Source organism: Thalassobaculum fulvum (genome assembly GCF_014652915.1).
GTDB classification, from domain to species: domain Bacteria; phylum Pseudomonadota; class Alphaproteobacteria; order Thalassobaculales; family Thalassobaculaceae; genus Thalassobaculum_A; species Thalassobaculum_A fulvum.
This window is the reverse complement of sequence record NZ_BMZS01000012.1, coordinates 31402-51075: the sequence shown is the minus strand read 5'-3', so window position 1 is coordinate 51075 and position 19674 is coordinate 31402. Positions and strand designations below refer to the sequence as shown.

Here is a 19674-nt window from a genome sequence, read left to right as displayed (position 1 = left end):
CGAGGTCAGCGGGTCGACGCGATCGCCCGGTCGACCGCCTGCCCGACCCGCGAGACGATCTCCGCCAGCTCGTCGTCGCTGGTGATGAACGGCGGGGCGACAAGCACGTGGTCGCCGGACTTGCCGTCGATCACCCCGCCCATCGGGTAGCAGATCAGGCCGAGGTCCATCGCCGCCTTCTTGACCCGGTTGTGGATCGCCAGGGACGGGTCGAACGGCTGCTTGGTCGCCCGGTCGGCCACCAGCTCCATGGCCAGGAAGTAGCCGCGCCCGCGGATCTCGCCGACATGGGCGTCGTTGCCGAAGCGCTCCTCCAGCATGGTGCGCAGCTTGGCCCCACCGGCCTGCACGCGCCCCAGCAGCCCCTCCTCGCGGATCGCGGTCTGCACCGCCAGCGCCGCCGCGCAGGCGACCGGGTGGCCCATGTAGGTGTGGCCGTGCTGGAAGAAGCCGCTACCGTCGTGGATCGCGCCGTACACCTTCTCCGACGCGATCACCGCGCCGATCGCCTGGTAGCCGGCGCCCAGGCCCTTGGCGGCGGTGTAGATGTCGGCCACGACGCCGTCGTGCTCCGAGGCGAACAGGGTGCCGGTCCGGCCCATGCCGCACATCACCTCGTCGAAGATCAGCAGCACGCCGTGGCGGTCGCAGATCTCGCGCACCCGGGCGAGATAGCCCGGCACCGCCGCGACCGCCCCGAGGGTGGCGCCGACCACCGGCTCCAGGATGAAGGCCGACACGGTCTCGGCGCCGACCCGCTCGATCTCGGTCTCGAGTTCGTCGGCGACCCGCAGGCCGTACTCCTCCTCGGTCTCGTCGTGGCTGCGGCCGCGATACGGATAGCAGGGCGCGATGTGGCTCCAGTCCTGCATGTAGGGCTGGTACAGCGCCCGGCGCGCCATGTTGCCGCTGGCCGACAGCGCGCCGAGGGTGTTGCCGTGATAGCTCTGGCGGCGGGCGATGATCCGGTGCCGGCCCGGCTCGCCGCGCTCGACGTGGTACTGCCGGGCCAGCTTGATCGCCGCCTCGCTCGCCTCCGAGCCGCCGCTCACGAACAGCGCCTTGGCCATCCGGCCCGGCGCGCTGGTCACCACCGCCTCGGCGAGGGCCTCGGCCGGCTCGCTGGAGAACGCCCCGGTGTGGGCGAAGGCGATCTTGCCGACCTGCTCGCGCACCGCGTCGATCACCCGCTGGTGGCTGTGGCCGAGGCAGGACACCGCCGCCCCGCCGGACGCGTCGATGTAGCGCTTGCCCGTGGAATCCTCGATCCAGATCCCGTCGCCGCGGACGACGATCGGCATGTCGGCACGGGTATCGCGGTTGAACACGTAGCTCATGGGGGTCCTCGACGATCCACGGACGGGCATCCGTAGGCGTACCCGGCCGACCCCCGCTCCGTCGACCAGATTCGCGCACCCCGCGCCGCCGGCCCTACTCTACGCGACAGGCAGCCCGGTTCCGGGAATACTCGGTCGACGCCCGGCCGGAATCGGGCCGAGGTCGCGAGCAACAACGACCGGAGGGAGGAGTCCGACATGCCACATTCGACGCCCGAAATCTGGCAATGGCCGGCGACCGCGGTCGCCGACGCCGTCCGGACCCGACAGCTCTCCGCGGTCGAGGTCGCGACCGCCGTGCTCGACCGGATCGAACGGGCCGACCGGGTGGTGAACGCCTACGCCACGGTCGACCGTGACGGTGCGCTCGCCGCCGCCAAGGCGGTCGACGCCGCTGTCGCCTCGGCGCGCGATCCCGGCCCGCTGGCCGGCGTCCCGTTCTCGGTGAAGGACCTGGTCGTGACCAGGGGCGTCGAGACCGCCTACGGGTCGCACGCCTTCGCCGGCAATGTGCCCGATTTCGACGCCGAGGCGGTCGCCCGCCTGCGCCGGGCCGGCGCGGTGCTGGTCGGCAAGTCGAACACCCCGGAGTTCGGGCACAAGGCGCTGACCAACAGCCCGCGTCACGGCTACACCCGCAACCCGTGGAACACCGGGCGCTCGCCCGGTGGCTCCAGCGGCGGCGGGGCGGCAGCGGTCGCCATGGGCTTCGGCCCGCTGGCGGTCACCACCGACGGCGCCGGGTCGTCGCGGATCCCGGCCAGCGCCTGCGGGGTGCTGGGCCTGAAGCCGACCCTCGGGCGGATCCCGAACGAGACCGCGGTCGAGCTGTTCTCCAGCTTCATCAACCTGGGTCTGGCCAGCCGGACCGCCGCGGACCTGGCCGCCGGCCTGACGGTGACGAACGGGGCCTGGAACGACGACCCGTGGTCGATCGCCGTACCGCAAACCGGGTTCGGCGTGTCCGACCACCCGATCCGACGGCTCGACGGCCTGCGGATCCTGGTGTTCCGGCGCATGGGCAACCGCATGGTCGACCGCGACGTCGAGCGGCTGCTGGATGGCCACCTGGCGACGCTGGAACGGCACGGCGCCACCCTGGCCGACGGACCGGACGACTTCGACTGGGCCAAGCCGGCGCAGTTCGCCGCCATGCGCGCCTACCAGCGCGCCCGGCTCGACCACCTGCTGGACACCGACCGCGACCGCCTCGACCCGTCGCTGGTGGCGGCGCTGGAGGAGGGCCGGAACCAGGACCTGCTGACCGTCCAGGGCGCGCCCGCAATCCGCTCCGGCCTGTTCCGCCGGGTGCAGGCGCTGTTCGACGACCACGACCTGATCGTCACCCCGACCGTCTCCGCCCCGCCGCCGCCCTACGACCACGGGCAGGACGAGCCGATGACCATCAACGGCGAGGTCGCCGGCCCGATCAGGGCGAACTGGTACGGCTACACCGGCACCTTCAACCACACCGGCCATCCTGCGATCAGCATCCCGATGGGCTTCAGCCCCGACGGGTTGCCGGCCGGGCTGCATGCCGTCGGCCGCTGGTTCGACGAGCAGCGCCTGATCGACCTGGCGGCCGCGTTCGAGATCCTGGCGCCGTGGGCCCAGCACTGGCCGCCGGATGCCTGAGGCAATTCAAAGGTCGAACAGGCTGCCGTAGCCGGTGACCGGGGCGCGCACGCCGGTCAGCCGCAGGCAGTGCCACAGGCTGACCTGGTTGGCCGACAGCACCGGCCGCTGCAGATCCTGCTCGAGCGCCTCCAGGATCGCGACGCAGCGGAACCCGGTGCCGGCGATGAACACCCCGTCGGCGTCCTTCGGACAGGCGGCCCGGATCTGCGCGTACAGCGGCTCGACCTCCTGCTCGAAGCCCATGCCGGCCGGGTACAGCTCGCCCGGTGCCATGTCCCGCCACTTGCGGCCCGGGTCGTAGCGCAGGTGCCCGGCGGGCGCGAACCCGCGATCGGCGTAGTAGCCGGCGGCCGCCGCCGCGAACGCCTCGTCGAACCAGGCCGGCACCACCACGAACGGCCGCCGGATCCCGGCGGCGCGCATCGCCGCCTGGCTGTCGAGGCCGTTGGTGGTGACCGCGGTCCCCGGCGCGAGCATCGCGGACAGGCTCTCGACCACCGCCTCGTCCCAGCCCTTGCCGCCGAGGACGCTGCTGGAGCTGTGGCCGATCACCGCGGCGGTCAGGCGCATGGCGGCGAACTGCCGGGCGCCGCGTACCACGTCGTCGGCGAGTTCGACGCCGCTGCGGTCCGCGTTCCAGGTCGCCCACGGCGCCCGCGCGGTCACCCGGGCGGCATGGACCGACACGCTCGGCGGCGCCATCGCCCACCACTCGGCCTCGGGCACCGCCTCGCTGCTGACGATGAACATGCCGATGCGGGCCTTCCAGCCCCAGTTGTCGTTCGCTGCCATGGTCGCTTCCCGCCGGTCACGAATCACCCGTTGCCCGGGATCATAGGCCGCAGCCGTCAGCTCTTCGAGCGCCCGAACAGCTGGGCCAGGACCAGGGCGGTCGACGACACCACGATCATGATGGTGGAGATCGACGCGATCGTCGGGTCGATCTGGTCGCGCAGCGAGTTGAACATGTTGCGGGTCAGGGTCGAGTTATCGCCGCCGGACACGAACATCGCCACGATCACCTCGTCGAACGAGGTCAGGAACGCCAGCAGCGCGGCGGTAACCACCGAGAACCGGATTTGCGGCAGGGTCACGGTCAGGAACGCCTTCAGCCGCGAGGCGCCGAGGCTGCGCGCCGCCAACTCCTGGTTGAAGTCGTAGCTCTTGAGCGCCGCTCCGACCACGATCAGCACCAGCGGCAGCGCCAGGATCGTGTGCGCCACCACCAGGCCGAACAGGGTGTTGACCATCCGGAGCTGGACGAAGGCGTAGAACACCCCGATCGCGATCAGGATCACCGGGACCATCATCGGGGTGATCAGCAGGATGAACAGCCAGCGCGCCAGCCAGTGACCGGAGACGTGCAGCCCGTAGGCCGCCATGGTGCCGATCGGCGTCGCCACCAGCATGGTCAGCAGCCCGGCCTTCAGCGAGGTCGCGGTCGCCGCCAGCCACTCCGGCTCGCCGAGATAGTGCTCGTACCAGCGCAGCGACCAGTCGCGCGGGGGAAACTCCAGGTACTGCGAGGCCGAGAACGACATCGGGATCACGATGATGGTCGGCGCCACCAGCAGCACCATGATGATGCCGGCCAGGGCGTAAAGCCACAGCCGCTGGCGGTGGGTGATCTGCGTGTCGCCGGCCGGCCGGTCGAGCCACCGCATCTCAGTGCCCCCCGCCCAGCACCGCGTCGAGCCGCAGCAGCCGCGACGCCGCGAACAGGATGCCCAGCGTGATCGCCAGCAGCACCACGCCGAGCGCGCTGGCCGCCCCCCAGTTGAAGAACAGCTCGATGTTGGTGGTGATCTGCATGGACACCATGATCACCCGGCCGCCGCCCAGCACCGCCGGGGTCACGAAGAAGCCGAGGCACAGCACGAACACGATCAGCGATCCTGCGAACAACCCCGGCAGGGACAGCGGGAAGAACACGCCCCAGAACGCCGCCGTCGGCCCGGCGCCGAGATTGGCCGCCGCCCGCACGTAGTCGCCGCTGATCGCCTTCATGGCGCCGTACAGCGGCAGCACCAGGAACGGCAGCATGATGTGCACCATGCCGATCAAGGTGCCGGTCATGTTGTGCACAAGCGCCAGCGGCTCGTCCCACAGGCCGAGATCGATCGCCCAGGTGTTGACCAGCCCCTTGCGCTGCAGCAGCACCAGCCACGCATAGGTGCGGACCAGCAGCGAGGTCCAGAACGGCAGCAGCACGGTCAGCATGCAGACCGCGGCCGCGCGTCGCGGCAGCTGGGCGAAGAAGTAGGCCAGCGGATAGCCCAGCAGGACGCAGATCCCGGTGGTCAGGAAGCTGACCTCGAACGTCGTCCAGAAGATCCGGCCATAGGCCTTGCTCTCCAGCATCCGGCCGTAGTTCTCCAGCGAGAACCCGCCGGACTCGCCGATGAACGACAGATAGAACAGCCAGCCGACCGGCAGCACCATGATGACCAGGACGGTCAGCACCGCCGGCGAGGCGAGGCCGAGCATCGCCCAGCGCTCACGGTCGCCCTGGCGACGCAGGTCGTCCGCGTTCGGTTCCAGGTCGACGGCGGTCATCGCCGCCCGCCCCCCTCGACCGGCACCAGGACCGCGTCGTCCCGGTGCAGGCCGAGCGTCACCGTGTCGCCGCGGGCCAGCCGGTCGAAAGCGGTGCCGGTCCGGGTGCCGGCCCGCAGCGCAACCTCCGGCCCGTCGGCGAGCGCCACGTAGGCCAGCGCGGTGTCGCCCTGGTAGACGATGGCCTGCACCCGCCCCTCGAAGCGGTTCATGCCGTCGGGCGCCTCGCCGGTCAGCAGGGCCAGCCGCTCCGGTCGGATCAGCAGCTGCACCGGGCCGTCGCCCTCCGGCATCCAGCCGACCGCCATGGGCCGGCCGCCGAAGCGGACGGTGTCGCCGTCGCGCTCGACGTCCAGGAAGGTCGACTCGCCGATGAAGTCGGCCACGAACCGGTTGGCCGGCCGGTCGTAGATCCGCCGCGGCGCGTCGAGCTGCATCAGCCGGCCGTGGTTGATGACCGCGATCCGGTCCGACATGGTCAGCGCCTCGCGCTGGTCGTGGGTCACGTACACCGTGGTCATGCCGAGCCGCTCGTGCAGCTGGCGCAGCTCGATCTGCATGTGCTCGCGAAGCTGCTTGTCGAGCGCCGACAGCGGCTCGTCCATCAGCAGGATGCGCGGCCGGAACACGATGGCCCGGGCCAGCGCCACCCGCTGCTTCTGGCCGCCGGACAGCTGGTCGACCCGGCGCTCGCCGTAGCCGGCGAGCTTGACGGTCTCCAGCGCCTGCTCGACCCGCGCGGCGATCTCGGCCTTGGCCACCTTCCGAAGGCGCAGCGGATAGCCGACGTTGCCGGCCACGCTCATGTGCGGGAACAGCGCGTAGTTCTGGAACACCATGCCGACGTCGCGGCGGTGCGGCGGGGTCAGCACGATCTCGCGGTCGCCGAACCGGATGCTGCCGCTGTCCGGCCGGGTGAACCCGGCGAGCGCCATCAGCAGGGTGGTCTTGCCGGAGCCGGAAGGCCCGAGCAGGGTCAGGAACTCGCCGCTGCGGACCTCGAGGTCGACGTGGTCGAGCGCGTAGACGTCGCCGTAGCGCTTGGTGATTCCGGCGATCGAGATGGGAAGCGAGTCGGTTCCGGTCATGGTCCTGCTGGCGGGTCGCACGGGCCGACCGCCCGACGGCCCGCGGGCCCGGCCGAGCGAAAGAAAACGGCGGAGGCGACGCAGGGGCCGCCGCCTCCGCCCGGACAGGCTATTCGGTCAGCATGTCCTGGTACATGGCCGCCGCCGCCTGCTCGTACTTGGCGTACCAGTCGAGGTCGATCGGCAGCTGCAGCTTGGCGTTGTCGGGATGCGACGGCATGGCGCGCGCCAGCTTGTCGTCGATCGTGCCGAGTTCGTAGGCCTTCTTGTTGGTCGGCCCGTATGTGATGTGCAGCGGCAGGTTGGCCTGGATCTTCGGCTTGCTCATCTCGGCGATGAACTTCATCGCCAGGTCCTTGTTCGGCGCGCCCTTCGGGATCGCGAAGCAGTCGTAGTCGAGCAGCGCCTGGTTGAAGGTGTAGGCGACCTTGGCGCCGTCCTTGGCGGCAACGTCGAAGCGGCCGTTCCAGCCGGTGGTCATGTCGACCTCGCCGTCCTTCATCAGCTGGGCATGCTGGGCGCCGGACTTCCACCACACCGCGATGTGCGGCTTCAGCTCGCGGATCTTGTCGACGGCGCGCTTGATGCCGCCCTCGCTCGACAGCACCTCGTAGACCTTGTCGGCCGGCACCCCGTCGGCCATCAGCGCCGGCTCGAGCGCCCCGGCGACGCCGGCCCGGTAGGCCCGCTTGCCCGGGAACTTCTTGACGTCCCAGAAATCGGCCCAGCTCTTCGGCCCGTTGTCGCCGTAGGTCGCGGTGTTCCAGGCCAGCACGGTCGAGAACACGTCGCTGCCGACGCAGTAGTCGGTCTTCAGGGTCGGGTAGAAGGTCGACACGTCGATCACCGAGAAGTCGAGCTTCTCGAGCAGGCCCTCGGCGGCCGCCCGGGCCGCGCTGCCGGAGCCGCTGGAGACGATGTCCCAGGCCACCGCGCCGGCCTTCACCTTGAGGCGGACGTCGGACATGCCGCCATAGGTCTCTTCCTTGACGGTGATGCCCATCGCCTTCGCCGCCGGCCCGAACAGCGCCAGGCTCTGGGCCTTCTGGTACGAGCCGCCCCAGGACGCCACGGTCACGGTGCCGTCGGCCGCCGCCGGGCCGGCGAACACCCCCGCCCCAAGAACCGCCGCTGCCGCGCCGAGCGCGGTGCGCAGGATCACGCGTCGGCCGATGCTTCGGTAAGCCCCCATGTCGCACTCCTCCTTCGTGGTTTTCGAATGGCCGCCGTGACGCCCGTATCCGCCCCCGATCGGAGGTGTTGCGGCCTGAGTCTCCCGATCATCGAGAGCCTGCGCGGTCGATTGGTTTCACGAAAAGGTCCATTGTCGACAAAAAATCAGACCACTTTGGATTGTGTGGAGACGGTGTGACGCCGCGCGTCGGAAGCCGGTGACTGGTGTGGATCGCCACAACCGGAGAGCGGCCCGCCCCCTCCTCGCCGTCATTCCGGACAGTCGTGCCGGAGGCGCGGCTGATCCGGAACCCACGGCGCGACGGGCGCCGGAGCCAGCCCGTGGGTTCCGGATGCGTCCCGCCGCCGGCGGTCCGCTCCGGAATGACGACAAGGGGGACGCAACACCGGAGAAGCAATAGCGGGGAGGCTCGCCTGTGCCGCAGCCCTCGGCCGCTCAGCCGAAGCGGTCGCGCCAGCGGTACCAAGCGACCGAGGCGGCCAGGAACCACGGCCGTCCGGTATAGAGCGGCCGGGTCTGGAACGGCACGGCGTCGAGGCCGGTGCGACCCTCGGCCAGGCCGAGCACCTGCTGGCCGACCCGGGTGCCGAGATAGGCCGCCATCGACACCCCAGAGCCGCAGTAGCCCATGGCGTAGTATAGCCCGTCGTGGCGGCCGACATGGGCGAGGGTGTCGAAGGTGTAGGCCACGAACCCCATCCAGGAGTGCGAGACCTTCACCCGCTCCAGCTCCGGGAACAGGGCGACCAGGTCGCGGCGCAGCAGCGGCGCGCTCTTCAGCGGGTCGGTCTCGTCGCTGGAGACCCGGCCGCCGAACACGATGCGGGTGCGGTCTGGCGACGGCCGGTAGTAGTAGACCACCTTGCGGCTGTCGCTGACGATCCGGTCGGTCGGCATCAGCCGGTCCATCACCGCGGGCGCCAGTGGCTCGGTGGCGATGATGTAGCTGCCGATCGGGATCACCCGGCGGCGCAGCCAGCCGGTCGCCGGTCCGGTGTAGCCGTTGGTCGCCACCACCACGTCGCGGGCCCGGACCCTGCCGCGGGCGGTGGTCAGCACGAAGCCGGCACCGTCGCGCTCGACCGCGTCGACCCGGCAGTGCGGCACCACCGCGGCACCGGCCGCGCCGACCCGCTCCAGCAGGCCCTGGTGGAACCGCCCGGGATCGAGCGAGGCGTGCTTCTCGAACACCACCCCGCCGAAGTAGGCGTCGGTGCCGAGTTCGCGGTGCTGCTCGGACCGCGGCACCGCATGGGCCGGCACTTCCAGCCCCTTCGGCTGGTCGGCGATCTCGCGGGCCAGCTCCTCGTACTTGCGGGCCGAATGCGCGGCATGGAACCGGCCGGGCACCCGGAAGTCGCAATCGATACCCTCCTCGCCGACGAACGCCTCGATCCAGGCCAGCGCGTTGCGGCCCTCCCGCAGGATCGCGCGCGCGGTCTCGGGGCCGTGCCTGCGCGCCAGCTCGGCGAAGCCCGGCTTGATGCTGGTGCTGATCTGCCCGCCGTTGCGCGAGCTGCAGCCCCAGCCGGCGTCCTCGGCGTCGAGCACCAGGGTGGAGCGTCCGCCGCGCGCGGTCTGCAGAGCGGCGCACAAGCCGGTGTAGCCGGAGCCGATCACCGCCACGTCGACCGTCGCCGGCAGCTCCGGGGTGCCGAGGTCGGGACGCGGCGTCCGCTCCCACCAGTACGGCGTCGGCTTGAAGTCGGACGTGAAGATGTCGGCGGTCATGGTGCGGCGCCCCCGGAGCGTCAGTCGAGCGTGCTGGCCTGGTAGTCGGCCCGCTCGAGCCAGTCGCGGTTGATCTCGACCCCCCAGCCGGGGCCGTCCGGAATCTGCACCTTGCCGTCGCGCGCCACCAGCGCCGGCGTGAACAGGTCGAACTGCCACGGGCAGGTCTCGGCGTCCTCGATGGTGAACTCGACATACGGCCCGGCGGCCGGGATCGCGCCCATCATGTGCAGGGTGAACACCGTCACCATCGACAGGTTGGCGGAGTGCGGCGTGCACGGCAGCCCGGTGATCTCCGCCAGTTTGGCGACCCGCAGGGTCCGGCTGAGGCCGCCGAGGTAGCAGATGTCGGGCTGCAGAACGTCGACCGCCCGCATTGCCGCCATCCGGCGCCACTGCGCCAGGTCGCAGTCCTGCTCGCCGCCGGTCACCTGGATCGCCAGCGGATCGAGGGCGTCGCGCACCTGCTTGGTCCACTCCAGCTCCCAGTACGGGCAGGGCTCCTCGAAATGGACGAAGCCGTGGTCGTTCAGCATCCGGCCGACCTCGATGCCACGGGCCGGGGTGTAGCAGCTGTTGGCGTCGGCCAGCAGGACGGCCTGGTCGCCGAGCGCTTTGCGGATCGTCGGCAGCAGTTCCTCGGTGCGGCCCGGCCACTCGTCGACGTCGTGGCCGTACTCGCTGCCGACCCGGATCTTGAAGGCGTCGTAGCCGCATTCGTCGCGCAGCCGGACCAGCCGCTCGGCCTCGTTCGCCGGGGAGATGTCGCGCCGCATGCTGGATGCGTAGACCCGGAGCGGCCGCGGGGTGCCGCCGAGCAGCTCGCACACGCTCTTGCCGGCCAGCTTGCCGTGCAGGTCCCAGAGCGCGGTGTCGAGGCCGCCGATCGCCCGGCGCAGATAGGAACCCGGGAACTTGTGCTCGCGCTCCACGATCAGGTCGACGAGCGGGTCGATCGCCATGGCGTCGGCGCCGAGCGCATAGGGGGCGACCTGGCGATGCAGGACCAGCGAGGAGATGTCGGACTGGTACGGCGACACCTGGCCCCAGCCCTGGCTGCCGTCGTCGGTCGTCACCCGGACGAAGCCGATGTCGCGCGTCGCGAAGGTTTCGATGGTCCTGATCTTCATGGCTGTGCTTCCGATCCGCTCCCCGTCACCGCGCCCGAGCCTGGCGCGAACTCGCCCAGCCTGCCCGCCGTGACGCCTCCAAGACGGCCGTAAATTGGCTTTGAACTTAAGGTCCATTTTCGACAATGTAGAAGTCCATTTTGTGGCCGGCGGACCGCCGGCAGGGGGCATGCATGGTCAAGCGGGCCGGCGGCGCACTGCTGCAGTCGGTGAAGATCGACCCGGCCTCGCCGCGCCCGCTGGCCAGCCAGATCGCCAACGGCGTGCGCGACATCATCCTGGCCGGCGGCCTGCGCGCCGGCGACCGGCTGCCGGCGACCCGCACGCTGGCGAACGAGCTCGGCGTGTCGCGCACCACCATGGTCGAGGTGTTCGAGAGGCTGGTGGCCGAAGGGCTGGTCGAGTCGCGGACCGGCGCCGGCACCTTCGTCAGCCCGGCGCTGGACTCCAACCGGCCGGTGCCGTCGAGCGGGCCGGAAGTTCCCGCCAGGGCGCCGGTCGAGTCGGGGCCCGATCGGGATCGCCGGCCGCCGCTGCCGGCCTTCGCCGAGCGGCTGCCGCACACCGTGCGGGCCTTTACCACCGCCCTGCCCGCCCTCGACATGTTCCCGGTCGCCCAGTGGGCACGCCAGACCGCAAAGCACTGGCGCGGCAAGCGCGACGTCGTGCTCGGCTATGGCGACCCGACCGGCTACGCTCCGCTGCGCCGGGCGATCGCCGCCCACCTCAGGGCGACCCACGGGATCGCCTGCGAGGACGAGCAGATCTTCATCGTCAACGGCGCCCAGCAGGCCTTCCACCTGATCGGCACGGTGCTGCTGCGCCAGGGCGACAGGGTGTGGTTCGAGAACCCCGGCGCGATCGGCGCCCGCAACGCCCTGGTGGCGGCCGGCGCCGAGCTGGTGCCGGTGCCGGTCGACGGGGACGGCATGGTGGTCGAGCACGCCCAGGCGGCGGCGCCGGACTTCCGTCTCGCCTTCGTCACGCCGTCGCACCAGCAGCCGCTCGGCGTGACCATGAGCCTGACCCGGCGGTTCCAGCTGCTGGCGGCCGCCGAGGCCGCCGATGCCTGGATCGTCGAGGACGACTACGACGGCGAGTTCCACTACGGCGGCCACCCGCTGCCGGCCCTGAAGAGCGTCGACCGGGCCGAGCGCGTGCTGTACGTCGGGACCTTCAGCAAGACGCTGTTCCCGGCGCTGCGCCTCGGCTACCTGCTGGCCCCGGCGCCGCTGGTCGACACCTTCAGGCAGGTGTTCAACGCCTACCTGCCGGGCGCCCCCTCGAACGCCCAGGCGATCGTCGCCGGGTTCATGGACGAGGGTCATTTCGCGACGCATCTGCGGCGCATGCGGCGCACCTACATGGAGCGCCACCGGGTGCTGATCGACGTGGCTCGCGAGCGGTTGGCCGGGCTGCTGGACGTGGTCGAGGCGGATACCGGTCTGCATACCATCGGCCACCTGCGCGCCGACCTGCCGGAGGCCGAGGTCGCCCGGCGCGCCGACGCGGCCGGCATCACGGTGGCGCCGATCCGGCGGTTCTGCCTGGAGCCGGTGGCGCTGAACGGCCTGGTGCTGGGCTTCAGCGGCATCAAGCCGGCGGAGATCGAGGCCGGGGTCGACACGCTCGCCCGGCTGCTGACCGCGATGGCGGAGCAGCCGGCGCGGCCCGGCGGGGGGAGGTCGTCTTGAGCTACGACTACATCGTCGTCGGCGCCGGCTCGGCCGGGTCGGCGCTGGCCGCCCGGCTGTCGGAGAGCGGCCGGCATTCGGTGCTGCTGCTCGAGGCCGGCGGCGACGACCGGCGGTTCTGGCTGCAGGTACCGATCGGCTACGGCAAGTCGTTCTACGACCCCGCGGTCAACTGGATGTACATGGCCGAGGGCGATGCCGCGACCGGCGGGCGCCGCAGCTACTGGCCACGCGGCAAGGTGCTCGGCGGATCGAGCTCGATCAACGCCATGGTCTACATCCGCGGCCAGGCCGAGGACTACGAGGACTGGGCGGCCGCCGGCAACCCCGGCTGGGGCTGGGACGACGTGCTGCCGGTCTACCGGCGGATGGAGAGCCATGCCTGGGGCGCGAGCGAGCACCACGGCGGCGACGGGCCGCTGCACGTGTCCTGCCCTGAGCCCGACCTGCACGAGAGCTGCGAAAGCTTCATGGCCGCCGGCGAGGCGCTCGGCGTGCCGCGCAACCGCGATTTCAACGGGGCCAGCCAGGAGGGCGTCGGCCCCTACCACCTGACGATCCACCAGGGCCGCCGGATGTCGGCTGCGCGGGCCTGGCTGTGGCCGGCCCGCGGCCGCCCGAACCTGCGGATCCAGACCGGCGCGACGGTGACCCGGATCCTGTTCGAGGGGCGGCGCGCGGTCGGGGTCGAGTATCGCCGCGGCGACCGGACCGAGACGGCACGCGCCGCGCGCGAGGTCGTGCTGGCCGGCGGTGCGATCAACTCGCCGCAGCTGCTGATGCTGTCCGGGGTCGGGCCGGCCGCCGAGCTGGCGGCGCTCGGGCTGACGGTGGTGCACGACAGCCCGGCGGTCGGCCGCAACCTGCAGGACCACTACTGCGTCGACTTCATCTACCGCTCGACCCGGCCGACCCTGAACCAGCAGCTTCATCCCTGGTACGGCAAGCTGTGGGCCGGTCTGAAATACGTGCTGGCGCGGCGCGGCCCGCTGGCGCTCAGCCTCAACCAGGCCGGCGGCTTTATCCGCACCCGGCCGGAACTGAGCCGCCCGAACATCCAGCTGTACTTCTCGCCGGTCAGCTACCGCAAGGCGCCACCGGGCACCCGGCCGCTGATGAACCCGGACCCGTTCCCGGCCTTCCTGACCAGCATCTCGCAGTGCCGGCCGACCAGCCGCGGCCACCTCCGGCTGCGCTCGGCCGACCCGAGCGAGCCGCCGCTGATCCAGCCGAACTACCTGGCGACCGAGCACGACCTGCGGGAGAACCTGGAGGGCGTGCGGTTCATGCGCCGGCTGGCCGCGGCCCCGGCGATGCAGGCGCTGATCGCCGAGGAGGAATTGCCCGGCCCGTCCGTGGACGGCGACGAGGCACTGCTGGCCTACGTCCGCGAGACCGGCGTGACCGTGTACCACCCGTGCAGCACCTGTCGCATGGGCCCCGACCCGGCGCGCGACGTGGTGGACGCAACCCTGCGGGTGCACGGCCTGGGCGGGCTGCGGGTGGCGGACGCCTCGATCTTCCCGACCATCCCGTCCGGCAACACCAACGCGCCGTCGATGATGGTCGGCGAACGCGCCAGCGACCTGATCCTGAACGACGGTTAAGCCCCACGGGATACGCTGCTACGATCCGGGCCGATCGACACGGATGGAGACGCGACATGGGCCGGTTCACCGGCGGCTGCCTGTGCGGCAAGGTCCGGTTCGTGGCCGTGGGGCGCCCGTACCGGGTCGGCCTCTGCCACTGCCTCGACTGCCGCAAGCATCACGGCGCGCTGTTTCACGCCTCGGCGATCTTTCCCAGCGAGGCGGTGACGATCGAGGGCGAGACGCGCGAATACGCCGGCCGGTCGTTCTGCCCCGAGTGCGGCTCCACCGTGTTCGGGCGCAGCGGCGACGAGACCGAGGTCAACCTGGGCTCCATGGACGCCCCGGACCAGCTGACGCCGACCTATGAGCTCTGGACGGTCCGCCGGGAATCCTGGCTGCCGCCGTTTCCGCTCGAGCGGCGGTACGAGCGCGACCGCGACGCGACCAGCCGGTTCGAGGAGTAGGCATAGAAGCGCACGAGACTGCGGCCCGCACGAGATGCCGCTCTGCCGCAGCAGACGGCTCAGGCGAGATGAAGGCGTACCGCCTCCGGGCGCCACGAGAGCACGGCACGGTCGCCGCTCCGGAAGCGGGTCGGCAGGGCGCCGGTCGTGGAGCGCACGGTAGCCGGCCGGCCGTCCGGCAACCGAACGTGCATGACCGTCGAGAAGCCGAGATAGAACACGTCGACCACCTCGACCGGGGCGCTTACGGCGTCAACCGCCTCGGGGGCGAGCCGGAAGTCCTCCGACTTGATCGAGACGGACGCCGGCCGACCCTCGCCCACCGGAGCGTTCGGAAGCGGGATCTCGAGCCCCTCCGCGATCACCAGCCGCGCCTCCTGGCCGTGGCCGTGGATGATGCCGTCCAGCAGCGTGTTCTCGCCGATGAACCCGGCGGTAAAGCGCCGCTCCGGCGTCTCGTACATGTGCTCGGGCGTGCCCCGCTCGACCAGTTCGCCGTCGGCGATGAGGGCGATCTCGTCGGCCACGGTCATCGCCTCTTCCTGGTTGTGGGTCACGTGCACGAAGGTGATGCCGACGCTTTCCTGGATATGCTTCAGCTCGAAGCACATGTCGCGGCGAAGCTGGGCGTCGAGGGCGGCCAGCGGCTCGTCGAGCAGGATCACCGAGGTCTTCAGGACCAGCGCGCGGGCAAGCTGGACCCGCTGCTGCTGGCCGCCGGAAAGCTCGTGCGGACGCCGACGTTCGAACCCGGCCAGCCCGACCAGCTTGAGCATCTCCAGCGCCTCGGAGCGGATCCGGTCGCGCGGCAGACGCCGCAGGGTGAGCCCGTAGGCGACGTTCTGTTCGACCGTCATGTGCGGGAACAGGGCTGCCCCCTGGAACACCATCGAGGTGTCGCGACGGTCCGCCGGCAGATCGGTCACGTCCGCCCCGTTTATCCGCACCCGGCCGCCGGTCGGGCGGATCAGACCGGCGATCATCCGCAGGGTGGTGGTCTTGCCGCCGCCGCTCGGCCCCAGCAGCACGAAATAGCTGCCCGCCGGAATCGCGAAGCTGGTCGGCTTCAGCGCCGTCACCGACCCGTAGTTCTTGGCGATGCCCTCGGCCTCGACCGCCGGCACCGGCCGGGTTCGGGCGGCGCTCTCCTGGACCGTCATGACCGCTCCCGCAGCATCGTGGTGGCCAGGACGACGATCACCACGCTCATCGACACGACGGTGAACAGCCCGGCCATGGCATAGACCTCGGGCGTCATCCCGGTATTCAGCATGTAGGACACCAGATAGGTTGGGAACGTGTCGAAGCCGCCCTTCAGGAAGTTTGTGCGGACGTACTCGTTGAACGACAGGATCGCCACGAAGGCCGTCGAGGCGAACACCCCGGCCCGGATCTGCGGGAACTCGACGTGCCAGAACGCCTGCCAGGCATTGGCCCCGCAGGTGCGGGCGGCCTCGGCCTGTTCCGGCCGGAACCGGGCCATGGTCACCAGGATCACCACGAAGGCGTAAGGCAGGCACCAGGTGATCTGGCCGATCACCGCGGTCCACAGCGACAGCTCGAACATGGCCAGCCCGAGCACCGACTCCGTGAGGGTGTTGAGGTTCTTGAAGTACACCAGCAGGGCGGCGGCGGTGACGTCGGCCGGCACGAACAGCGGCATCAGCATCAGGAACACGAACGGCACCTTGAAGCGGGTGCGCTGGTAGAACTTGGCCGCCAGCAGCGCCAGCGGGATGGTGCAGGCCACCACGATGACGGCGATCAGCGCCGTCCAGCCGAGGGTGGTGCGGATCTCCTGGTTCTCGAACAGGGTCCGGTACCAGAGCCAGGTGAATTCGTACTCGGCGGCACCGAAGCCGCCGTAGTTGAACGAGATGTAGAGCGTATAGAAGACCGGCAGCATCAGCACGCCGACCACCGTCAGCATGTACAGCCACTTCAGCCGGTATCCCCAGGGATTCTCGTAGTCGTGGGTCATGGCGGCCGCGGTTCTAGCGGTAGGGCTGCAGGATGCGGGTGATGTCGAACAGCCGGTGGCCGATCAGCAGCAGCACGATCATCATCGCCACCATCACGGCGGCGATCGCCATCGCCAGCGGGAAGTCGAGCGCCGAGATCGCGTTCACCACCAGGGTCCCGGCGTTGGCGGCGCCGGGGCCGCCCAGCAAGTCGGGCACCAGGAACAGCCCGAGGCTGTTGACGAAGATGAACAGCGTCGCGGCGAAGATGCCCGGTGCCGCCAGCGGAACGATCACCCGCACGAAGGTCCGCACGACGCCGCTGCCCAGGTCGCTGCACAACTCGAAGACGTAATCCGGGACCCCCTCCATCGCGAGGAACCCGCAGAACACCATGAACGGCAGGAACGACAGCACCTCGCCGATCACCACCCCGGTCGGGGTGAAGATCAGCCAGTCCAGTGGCGCGTCGATCAGCCCGCTGCCGATCAGCGCGTCGTTGATGATGCCGTTGCGACCCAGCACCGGCCGCAGGGCGAACAGCCTGATCACCTCGGAGATCATGAACGGCAGGATGAACAGCAGCACCGCCTTGTGCTGCGCCGCCGGCGGCAGCGAGCGGCGCACGAACACCGCGATCGGAAAGCCGAGCGCGAACGCCAGCGCCACGGTCGCCAGCCCGGACTGCACCGAGTTCAGGAAGCTGTCGATCCGCCCGGACAGGAAGAAGTCGCCGTAGGCCGCGAGCGTAAACCCCGGCTTCATCCAGAACATGGTGCGCTCGAACACGCTCCAGACCAGGGTCAGCCCGAGCGGTACCAGGAAGAACACCGTCATGAAGACGGCCGGCAGATAGAACAGCAGCCGGCCGGGACCGTCGTCGGCCACGAGCCGGCGCCAGAGGATGCCGCGCCCGGCACCCCCTGGCCCCGAAGCCTTCACCGTCCCTGCCTCAGGCGGCCTGGACCCGCGACCACCATTCCTGGTAGGTGCGCAGATGCGTCGGATAGACGTTCTGCCAAGCGTTGCCGGCCACTGCGTAGCGCTGCTCCTTGCGCTTCAAAGTCGCCTTGAGATCGGCCACGTCGAACTCGCCGGCGTGCGCCTCCATGTAGTCGACCATCCCGGTGGTCAGCGACGCGAAGCCGAAGCGCGACAGCTGGCGCGTCGTGTACCAGGGCGACAGAACGGTGTCGGCGACCTTGTAGAACGCCTCGTCCTTGCCGGCCTTGGCCGCGTCCGTCGTCAGCATGAGGATGTTGTTCCAGACCTGATGGCCCTCCTTCATCGTCCCGTAGACGATGTCCTGGCCGGACTTCTTGGCGGCGACGCGCTGGATCGGCTCCCAGCACGACATCATCGCCACCTCGCCCGAGGCCAGCAGGTCCACGCCCTGTTGGAAGCCGTTCCAGAAGGTCCGGAACTGGCCGGCCTTCTTCTTCTCGATCAGGAACTCGGCGACCCCCTGGATCTCGTCCGGCTGCATGTCGGAGCGGTTCTTGATCGACATCTTGCCGGTCTCGTGCAGATAGATCGCGGTGACCGTCATGGTCGGCCCGAAGTCGTTCTGCAGCGCCGTCCGTCCCTTGAACTCGGGATCGAACAGGGCCTCCCAGCTGTCGTAGTCCTGGCCAAGCATGGACTTGTTGTAGGCGAGCGAATCCGCGTTCGCGATGTAGGGCACGGCGTAGACCTTGCCCTGGTAGCGGATCGAGTGCGCAGCCTCGCCGTTCGGGTCGCGCACCTCGTCGCGCAGCAGGCCCCAGTTCGTCATGCGCGACGGGTCGAGCTCGGCGATCACGCCGTTCTCGGCCATCGCGTCCTCCATCCCGCCGCCGTTGTCGGTGAAGACGTCGTAGAGCTTCCGGCCGCCGCCGACCATCATCTTGGACAGCGCCTCGTCGGCGCTCGCGCTCTTGGGGCTCCAGGCCAGCTTGACCCCGGCCTTCTCCTCGAACGGCGCCCAGGTATCGAAGGGCCGCATGATCGGCGCCGCCCACAGTCGCAGCTCGTCGGTTGCGGCCCGGGCCGGCAGGATCCGGCCGACGGCTGCCGTCCCCAGAATCCCCGCCGTGGATTTCAACAGAAGACGACGCGTGAACTCTCGCTGATCCATGTGAAGGCCCCCTATTTTTCGTCGGTTCTTGCCTACGATCGCACTCATCATGCGGCGCCCCCTCGCCACTCGGCAAGTGCCGCACAGACAAGAGGCTGTTGCGCGAGACGCGCTATTCAAGAGCCGGGCACTGAATAGTCTTGGGGGAGGGACGACCGGACGGGAAGCTCTCCGGCCCCGGAAGGCCCGGCGCCGCATGGATATTCGGAAAACAGCGGGCGTCACTTACCGACGCAGGCTCACGGCTGCCTCCGCGAGGAGGCGGACCGCGATCCCGGTTACCCCGCCGCCTCGATCTTGTCCTGGGTCCGGGTCTCGAAGTCGCTGGCGTCGTGGCGCTCGCGGAGCTGCTCGTGCGCCTCACCGCGGATGCGGTTGACCATGCGGCCGCGCCGCACCGGCTCGCGGGCGTGCAGTTCCTCGGCCCAGCGCACCACGTTGGTGTAGCTCCTGGCCTCCAGGAACTCCTCGGCCTCGTACTGGTTGAACAGGACCAGCCCGCCGTACCACGGCCAGATCGCCATGTCGGCGATGGTGTACTCGTCGCCGGCCACGTAGCGGTTGTCGGCCAGCCGCCGGTCGAGCACGTCGAGCTGGCGCTTGGTCTCCATGGTGAAGCGGTCGATCGGGTACTGCTGCTTCTCCTCGGCATAGGCGTAGAAATGCCCGAAGCCGCCGCCGACATACGGTGCGCTGCCCATCTGCCAGAACAGCCAGCTCAGGCACTCGGCCCGCTTCGACGGGTCGGTCGGCACGAACTCGCCGAACTTCTCGGCCAGGTACAACAGGATCGCGCCGGACTCGAACACCCGGGTCGGCGGGGCGGTGCTGTGGTCCATCAGCGCCGGGATCTTGGAGTTCGGGTTGACCGCGACGAAGCCGCTGCCGAACTGGTCGCCGTCGCCGATGCGGATCAGCCAGGCGTCGTACTCGGCGCCGGCATGGCCCTTCGCCAGCAGCTCCTCCAGCAGCACCGTGACCTTCACGCCGTTCGGGGTGCCGAGCGAATAGAGCTGCAGCGGATGCCTGCCGACCGGCAGCTCCTTCTCGTGAGTGGCGCCGGCGATCGGCCGGTTGGTGCTGGTGAACCGGCCCTGCTTCTGGCCTTCCCACTTCCAGACCTTCGGGGGCGTGTAAGTGCTCGTCATCGTGCGAACTCCGTTCCAGATGGC

The 19674-nt window shown here is 70.1% G+C and carries 17 protein-coding genes; 4 read left to right on the top strand and 13 right to left on the bottom strand.

The genetic code is table 11. From position 1 onward, the window contains the following. Positions 1-5: 5 nt before the first annotated feature. On the bottom strand, positions 6-1337 hold the full coding sequence (locus tag IE246_RS23130) for an aspartate aminotransferase family protein (protein WP_189994159.1): 1332 nt from the start codon (positions 1335-1337) through the stop codon (positions 6-8). A 198-nt stretch (positions 1338-1535) separates the two neighbouring features. Here IE246_RS23130 and IE246_RS23125 point away from each other — a divergent pair, with 198 nt between their 5' ends. Beyond that, complete coding sequence (locus tag IE246_RS23125) at positions 1536-2972, top strand: amidase (protein ID WP_189994157.1); 1437 nt, start codon at positions 1536-1538, stop codon at positions 2970-2972. Between the two features lie 6 nt (positions 2973-2978). On the opposite strand, the gene IE246_RS23120 is transcribed toward IE246_RS23125, so the two are convergent. From IE246_RS23120 to IE246_RS23090, 7 genes are all read right to left on the bottom strand, one after another. Then, positions 2979-3767 carry a maleate cis-trans isomerase family protein gene (locus IE246_RS23120; RefSeq protein ID WP_189994154.1) on the bottom strand — a complete coding sequence of 263 codons (789 nt, stop codon included), beginning with the start codon at positions 3765-3767 and terminating at the stop codon, positions 2979-2981. 56 nt (positions 3768-3823) lie between these two features. Beyond that, a complete protein-coding gene (locus IE246_RS23115) occupies positions 3824-4639 on the bottom strand; it encodes an ABC transporter permease (protein WP_189994152.1) in 816 nt (271 codons plus the stop codon). Position 4640: 1 nt separating this feature from the next. Beyond that, positions 4641-5531, bottom strand: a complete 891-nt coding sequence (locus tag IE246_RS23110; RefSeq protein ID WP_189994150.1) for an ABC transporter permease — start codon at positions 5529-5531, stop codon at positions 4641-4643. After that, a complete protein-coding gene (locus tag IE246_RS23105) occupies positions 5528-6619 on the bottom strand; it encodes an ABC transporter ATP-binding protein (RefSeq protein ID WP_189994148.1) in 1092 nt (363 codons plus the stop codon). The genes IE246_RS23110 and IE246_RS23105 overlap by 4 nt, the downstream gene beginning before the upstream one ends. 109 nt (positions 6620-6728) lie before the next feature. Continuing rightward, the gene (locus IE246_RS23100) at positions 6729-7811 is read right to left on the bottom strand and encodes a polyamine ABC transporter substrate-binding protein (protein WP_189994146.1); all 1083 of its coding nucleotides are present in this window, start codon (positions 7809-7811) and stop codon (positions 6729-6731) included. A 438-nt stretch (positions 7812-8249) separates the two neighbouring features. Continuing rightward, positions 8250-9545, bottom strand: coding sequence for an NAD(P)/FAD-dependent oxidoreductase (locus IE246_RS23095; protein WP_189994144.1), 1296 nt, complete (start codon positions 9543-9545; stop codon positions 8250-8252). A gap of 20 nt (positions 9546-9565) precedes the next feature. Then, the gene (locus tag IE246_RS23090; protein ID WP_189994142.1) at positions 9566-10675 is read right to left on the bottom strand and encodes a mandelate racemase/muconate lactonizing enzyme family protein; all 1110 of its coding nucleotides are present in this window, start codon (positions 10673-10675) and stop codon (positions 9566-9568) included. 173 nt (positions 10676-10848) lie between these two features. Between IE246_RS23090 and pdxR the strand changes: the two genes are divergently transcribed. Genes pdxR through IE246_RS23075 form a run of 3 tightly spaced genes read left to right on the top strand, consistent with a single transcriptional unit; the run spans position 10849 to position 14425 of the window. Continuing rightward, positions 10849-12369, top strand: a complete 1521-nt coding sequence (pdxR, locus tag IE246_RS23085; protein ID WP_189994140.1) for a MocR-like pyridoxine biosynthesis transcription factor PdxR — start codon at positions 10849-10851, stop codon at positions 12367-12369. Next, positions 12366-13976 (top strand): GMC family oxidoreductase, encoded by a 1611-nt coding sequence (locus IE246_RS23080; RefSeq protein ID WP_189994138.1) that lies wholly within the window; start codon positions 12366-12368, stop codon positions 13974-13976. The genes pdxR and IE246_RS23080 overlap by 4 nt, the downstream gene beginning before the upstream one ends. Positions 13977-14032: 56 nt before the next feature. Beyond that, complete coding sequence (locus tag IE246_RS23075; protein WP_189994136.1) at positions 14033-14425, top strand: GFA family protein; 393 nt, start codon at positions 14033-14035, stop codon at positions 14423-14425. Between the two features lie 59 nt (positions 14426-14484). Here IE246_RS23075 and IE246_RS23070 read toward each other — a convergent pair whose 3' ends face one another. From IE246_RS23070 to yghU, 5 genes are all read right to left on the bottom strand, one after another. Then, positions 14485-15585, bottom strand: coding sequence for an ABC transporter ATP-binding protein (locus IE246_RS23070; RefSeq protein WP_189994134.1), 1101 nt, complete (start codon positions 15583-15585; stop codon positions 14485-14487). After that, entirely contained in the window at positions 15582-16406 is an 825-nt protein-coding gene (locus tag IE246_RS23065) for an ABC transporter permease (protein ID WP_189994132.1), read from the bottom strand. Before IE246_RS23065 ends, IE246_RS23070 begins: the two co-directional genes overlap by 4 nt. A gap of 13 nt (positions 16407-16419) precedes the next feature. After that, positions 16420-17274 (bottom strand): ABC transporter permease, encoded by an 855-nt coding sequence (locus tag IE246_RS23060; RefSeq protein ID WP_229837457.1) that lies wholly within the window; start codon positions 17272-17274, stop codon positions 16420-16422. A 64-nt stretch (positions 17275-17338) separates the two neighbouring features. After that, on the bottom strand, positions 17339-18502 hold the full coding sequence (locus IE246_RS23055; protein ID WP_189994130.1) for an ABC transporter substrate-binding protein: 1164 nt from the start codon (positions 18500-18502) through the stop codon (positions 17339-17341). Between the two features lie 278 nt (positions 18503-18780). Next, positions 18781-19650: a glutathione-dependent disulfide-bond oxidoreductase gene (gene yghU, locus IE246_RS23050; RefSeq protein ID WP_189994127.1), complete on the bottom strand. Its 870-nt coding sequence runs from the start codon at positions 19648-19650 to the stop codon at positions 18781-18783. Between the last annotated feature and the right edge of the window lie 24 nt (positions 19651-19674).

Coding starts and splice junctions, on each gene's coding strand:
- IE246_RS23120 (WP_189994154.1), bottom strand. CDS start 3,767: ATGGCAGCGAACGACAACTGGGGCTGGAAGGCCCGCATCGGCATGTTC.
- IE246_RS23055 (WP_189994130.1), bottom strand. CDS start 18,502: ATGGATCAGCGAGAGTTCACGCGTCGTCTTCTGTTGAAATCCACGGCG.
- IE246_RS23105 (WP_189994148.1), bottom strand. CDS start 6,619: ATGACCGGAACCGACTCGCTTCCCATCTCGATCGCCGGAATCACCAAG.
- IE246_RS23065 (WP_189994132.1), bottom strand. CDS start 16,406: ATGACCCACGACTACGAGAATCCCTGGGGATACCGGCTGAAGTGGCTG.
- IE246_RS23130 (WP_189994159.1), bottom strand. CDS start 1,337: ATGAGCTACGTGTTCAACCGCGATACCCGTGCCGACATGCCGATCGTC.
- IE246_RS23095 (WP_189994144.1), bottom strand. CDS start 9,545: ATGACCGCCGACATCTTCACGTCCGACTTCAAGCCGACGCCGTACTGG.
- IE246_RS23115 (WP_189994152.1), bottom strand. CDS start 4,639: ATGCGGTGGCTCGACCGGCCGGCCGGCGACACGCAGATCACCCACCGC.
- pdxR (WP_189994140.1), top strand. CDS start 10,849: ATGGTCAAGCGGGCCGGCGGCGCACTGCTGCAGTCGGTGAAGATCGAC.
- IE246_RS23075 (WP_189994136.1), top strand. CDS start 14,033: ATGGGCCGGTTCACCGGCGGCTGCCTGTGCGGCAAGGTCCGGTTCGTG.
- IE246_RS23070 (WP_189994134.1), bottom strand. CDS start 15,585: ATGACGGTCCAGGAGAGCGCCGCCCGAACCCGGCCGGTGCCGGCGGTC.
- yghU (WP_189994127.1), bottom strand. CDS start 19,650: ATGACGAGCACTTACACGCCCCCGAAGGTCTGGAAGTGGGAAGGCCAG.
- IE246_RS23125 (WP_189994157.1), top strand. CDS start 1,536: ATGCCACATTCGACGCCCGAAATCTGGCAATGGCCGGCGACCGCGGTC.
- IE246_RS23110 (WP_189994150.1), bottom strand. CDS start 5,531: ATGACCGCCGTCGACCTGGAACCGAACGCGGACGACCTGCGTCGCCAG.
- IE246_RS23090 (WP_189994142.1), bottom strand. CDS start 10,675: ATGAAGATCAGGACCATCGAAACCTTCGCGACGCGCGACATCGGCTTC.
- IE246_RS23100 (WP_189994146.1), bottom strand. CDS start 7,811: ATGGGGGCTTACCGAAGCATCGGCCGACGCGTGATCCTGCGCACCGCG.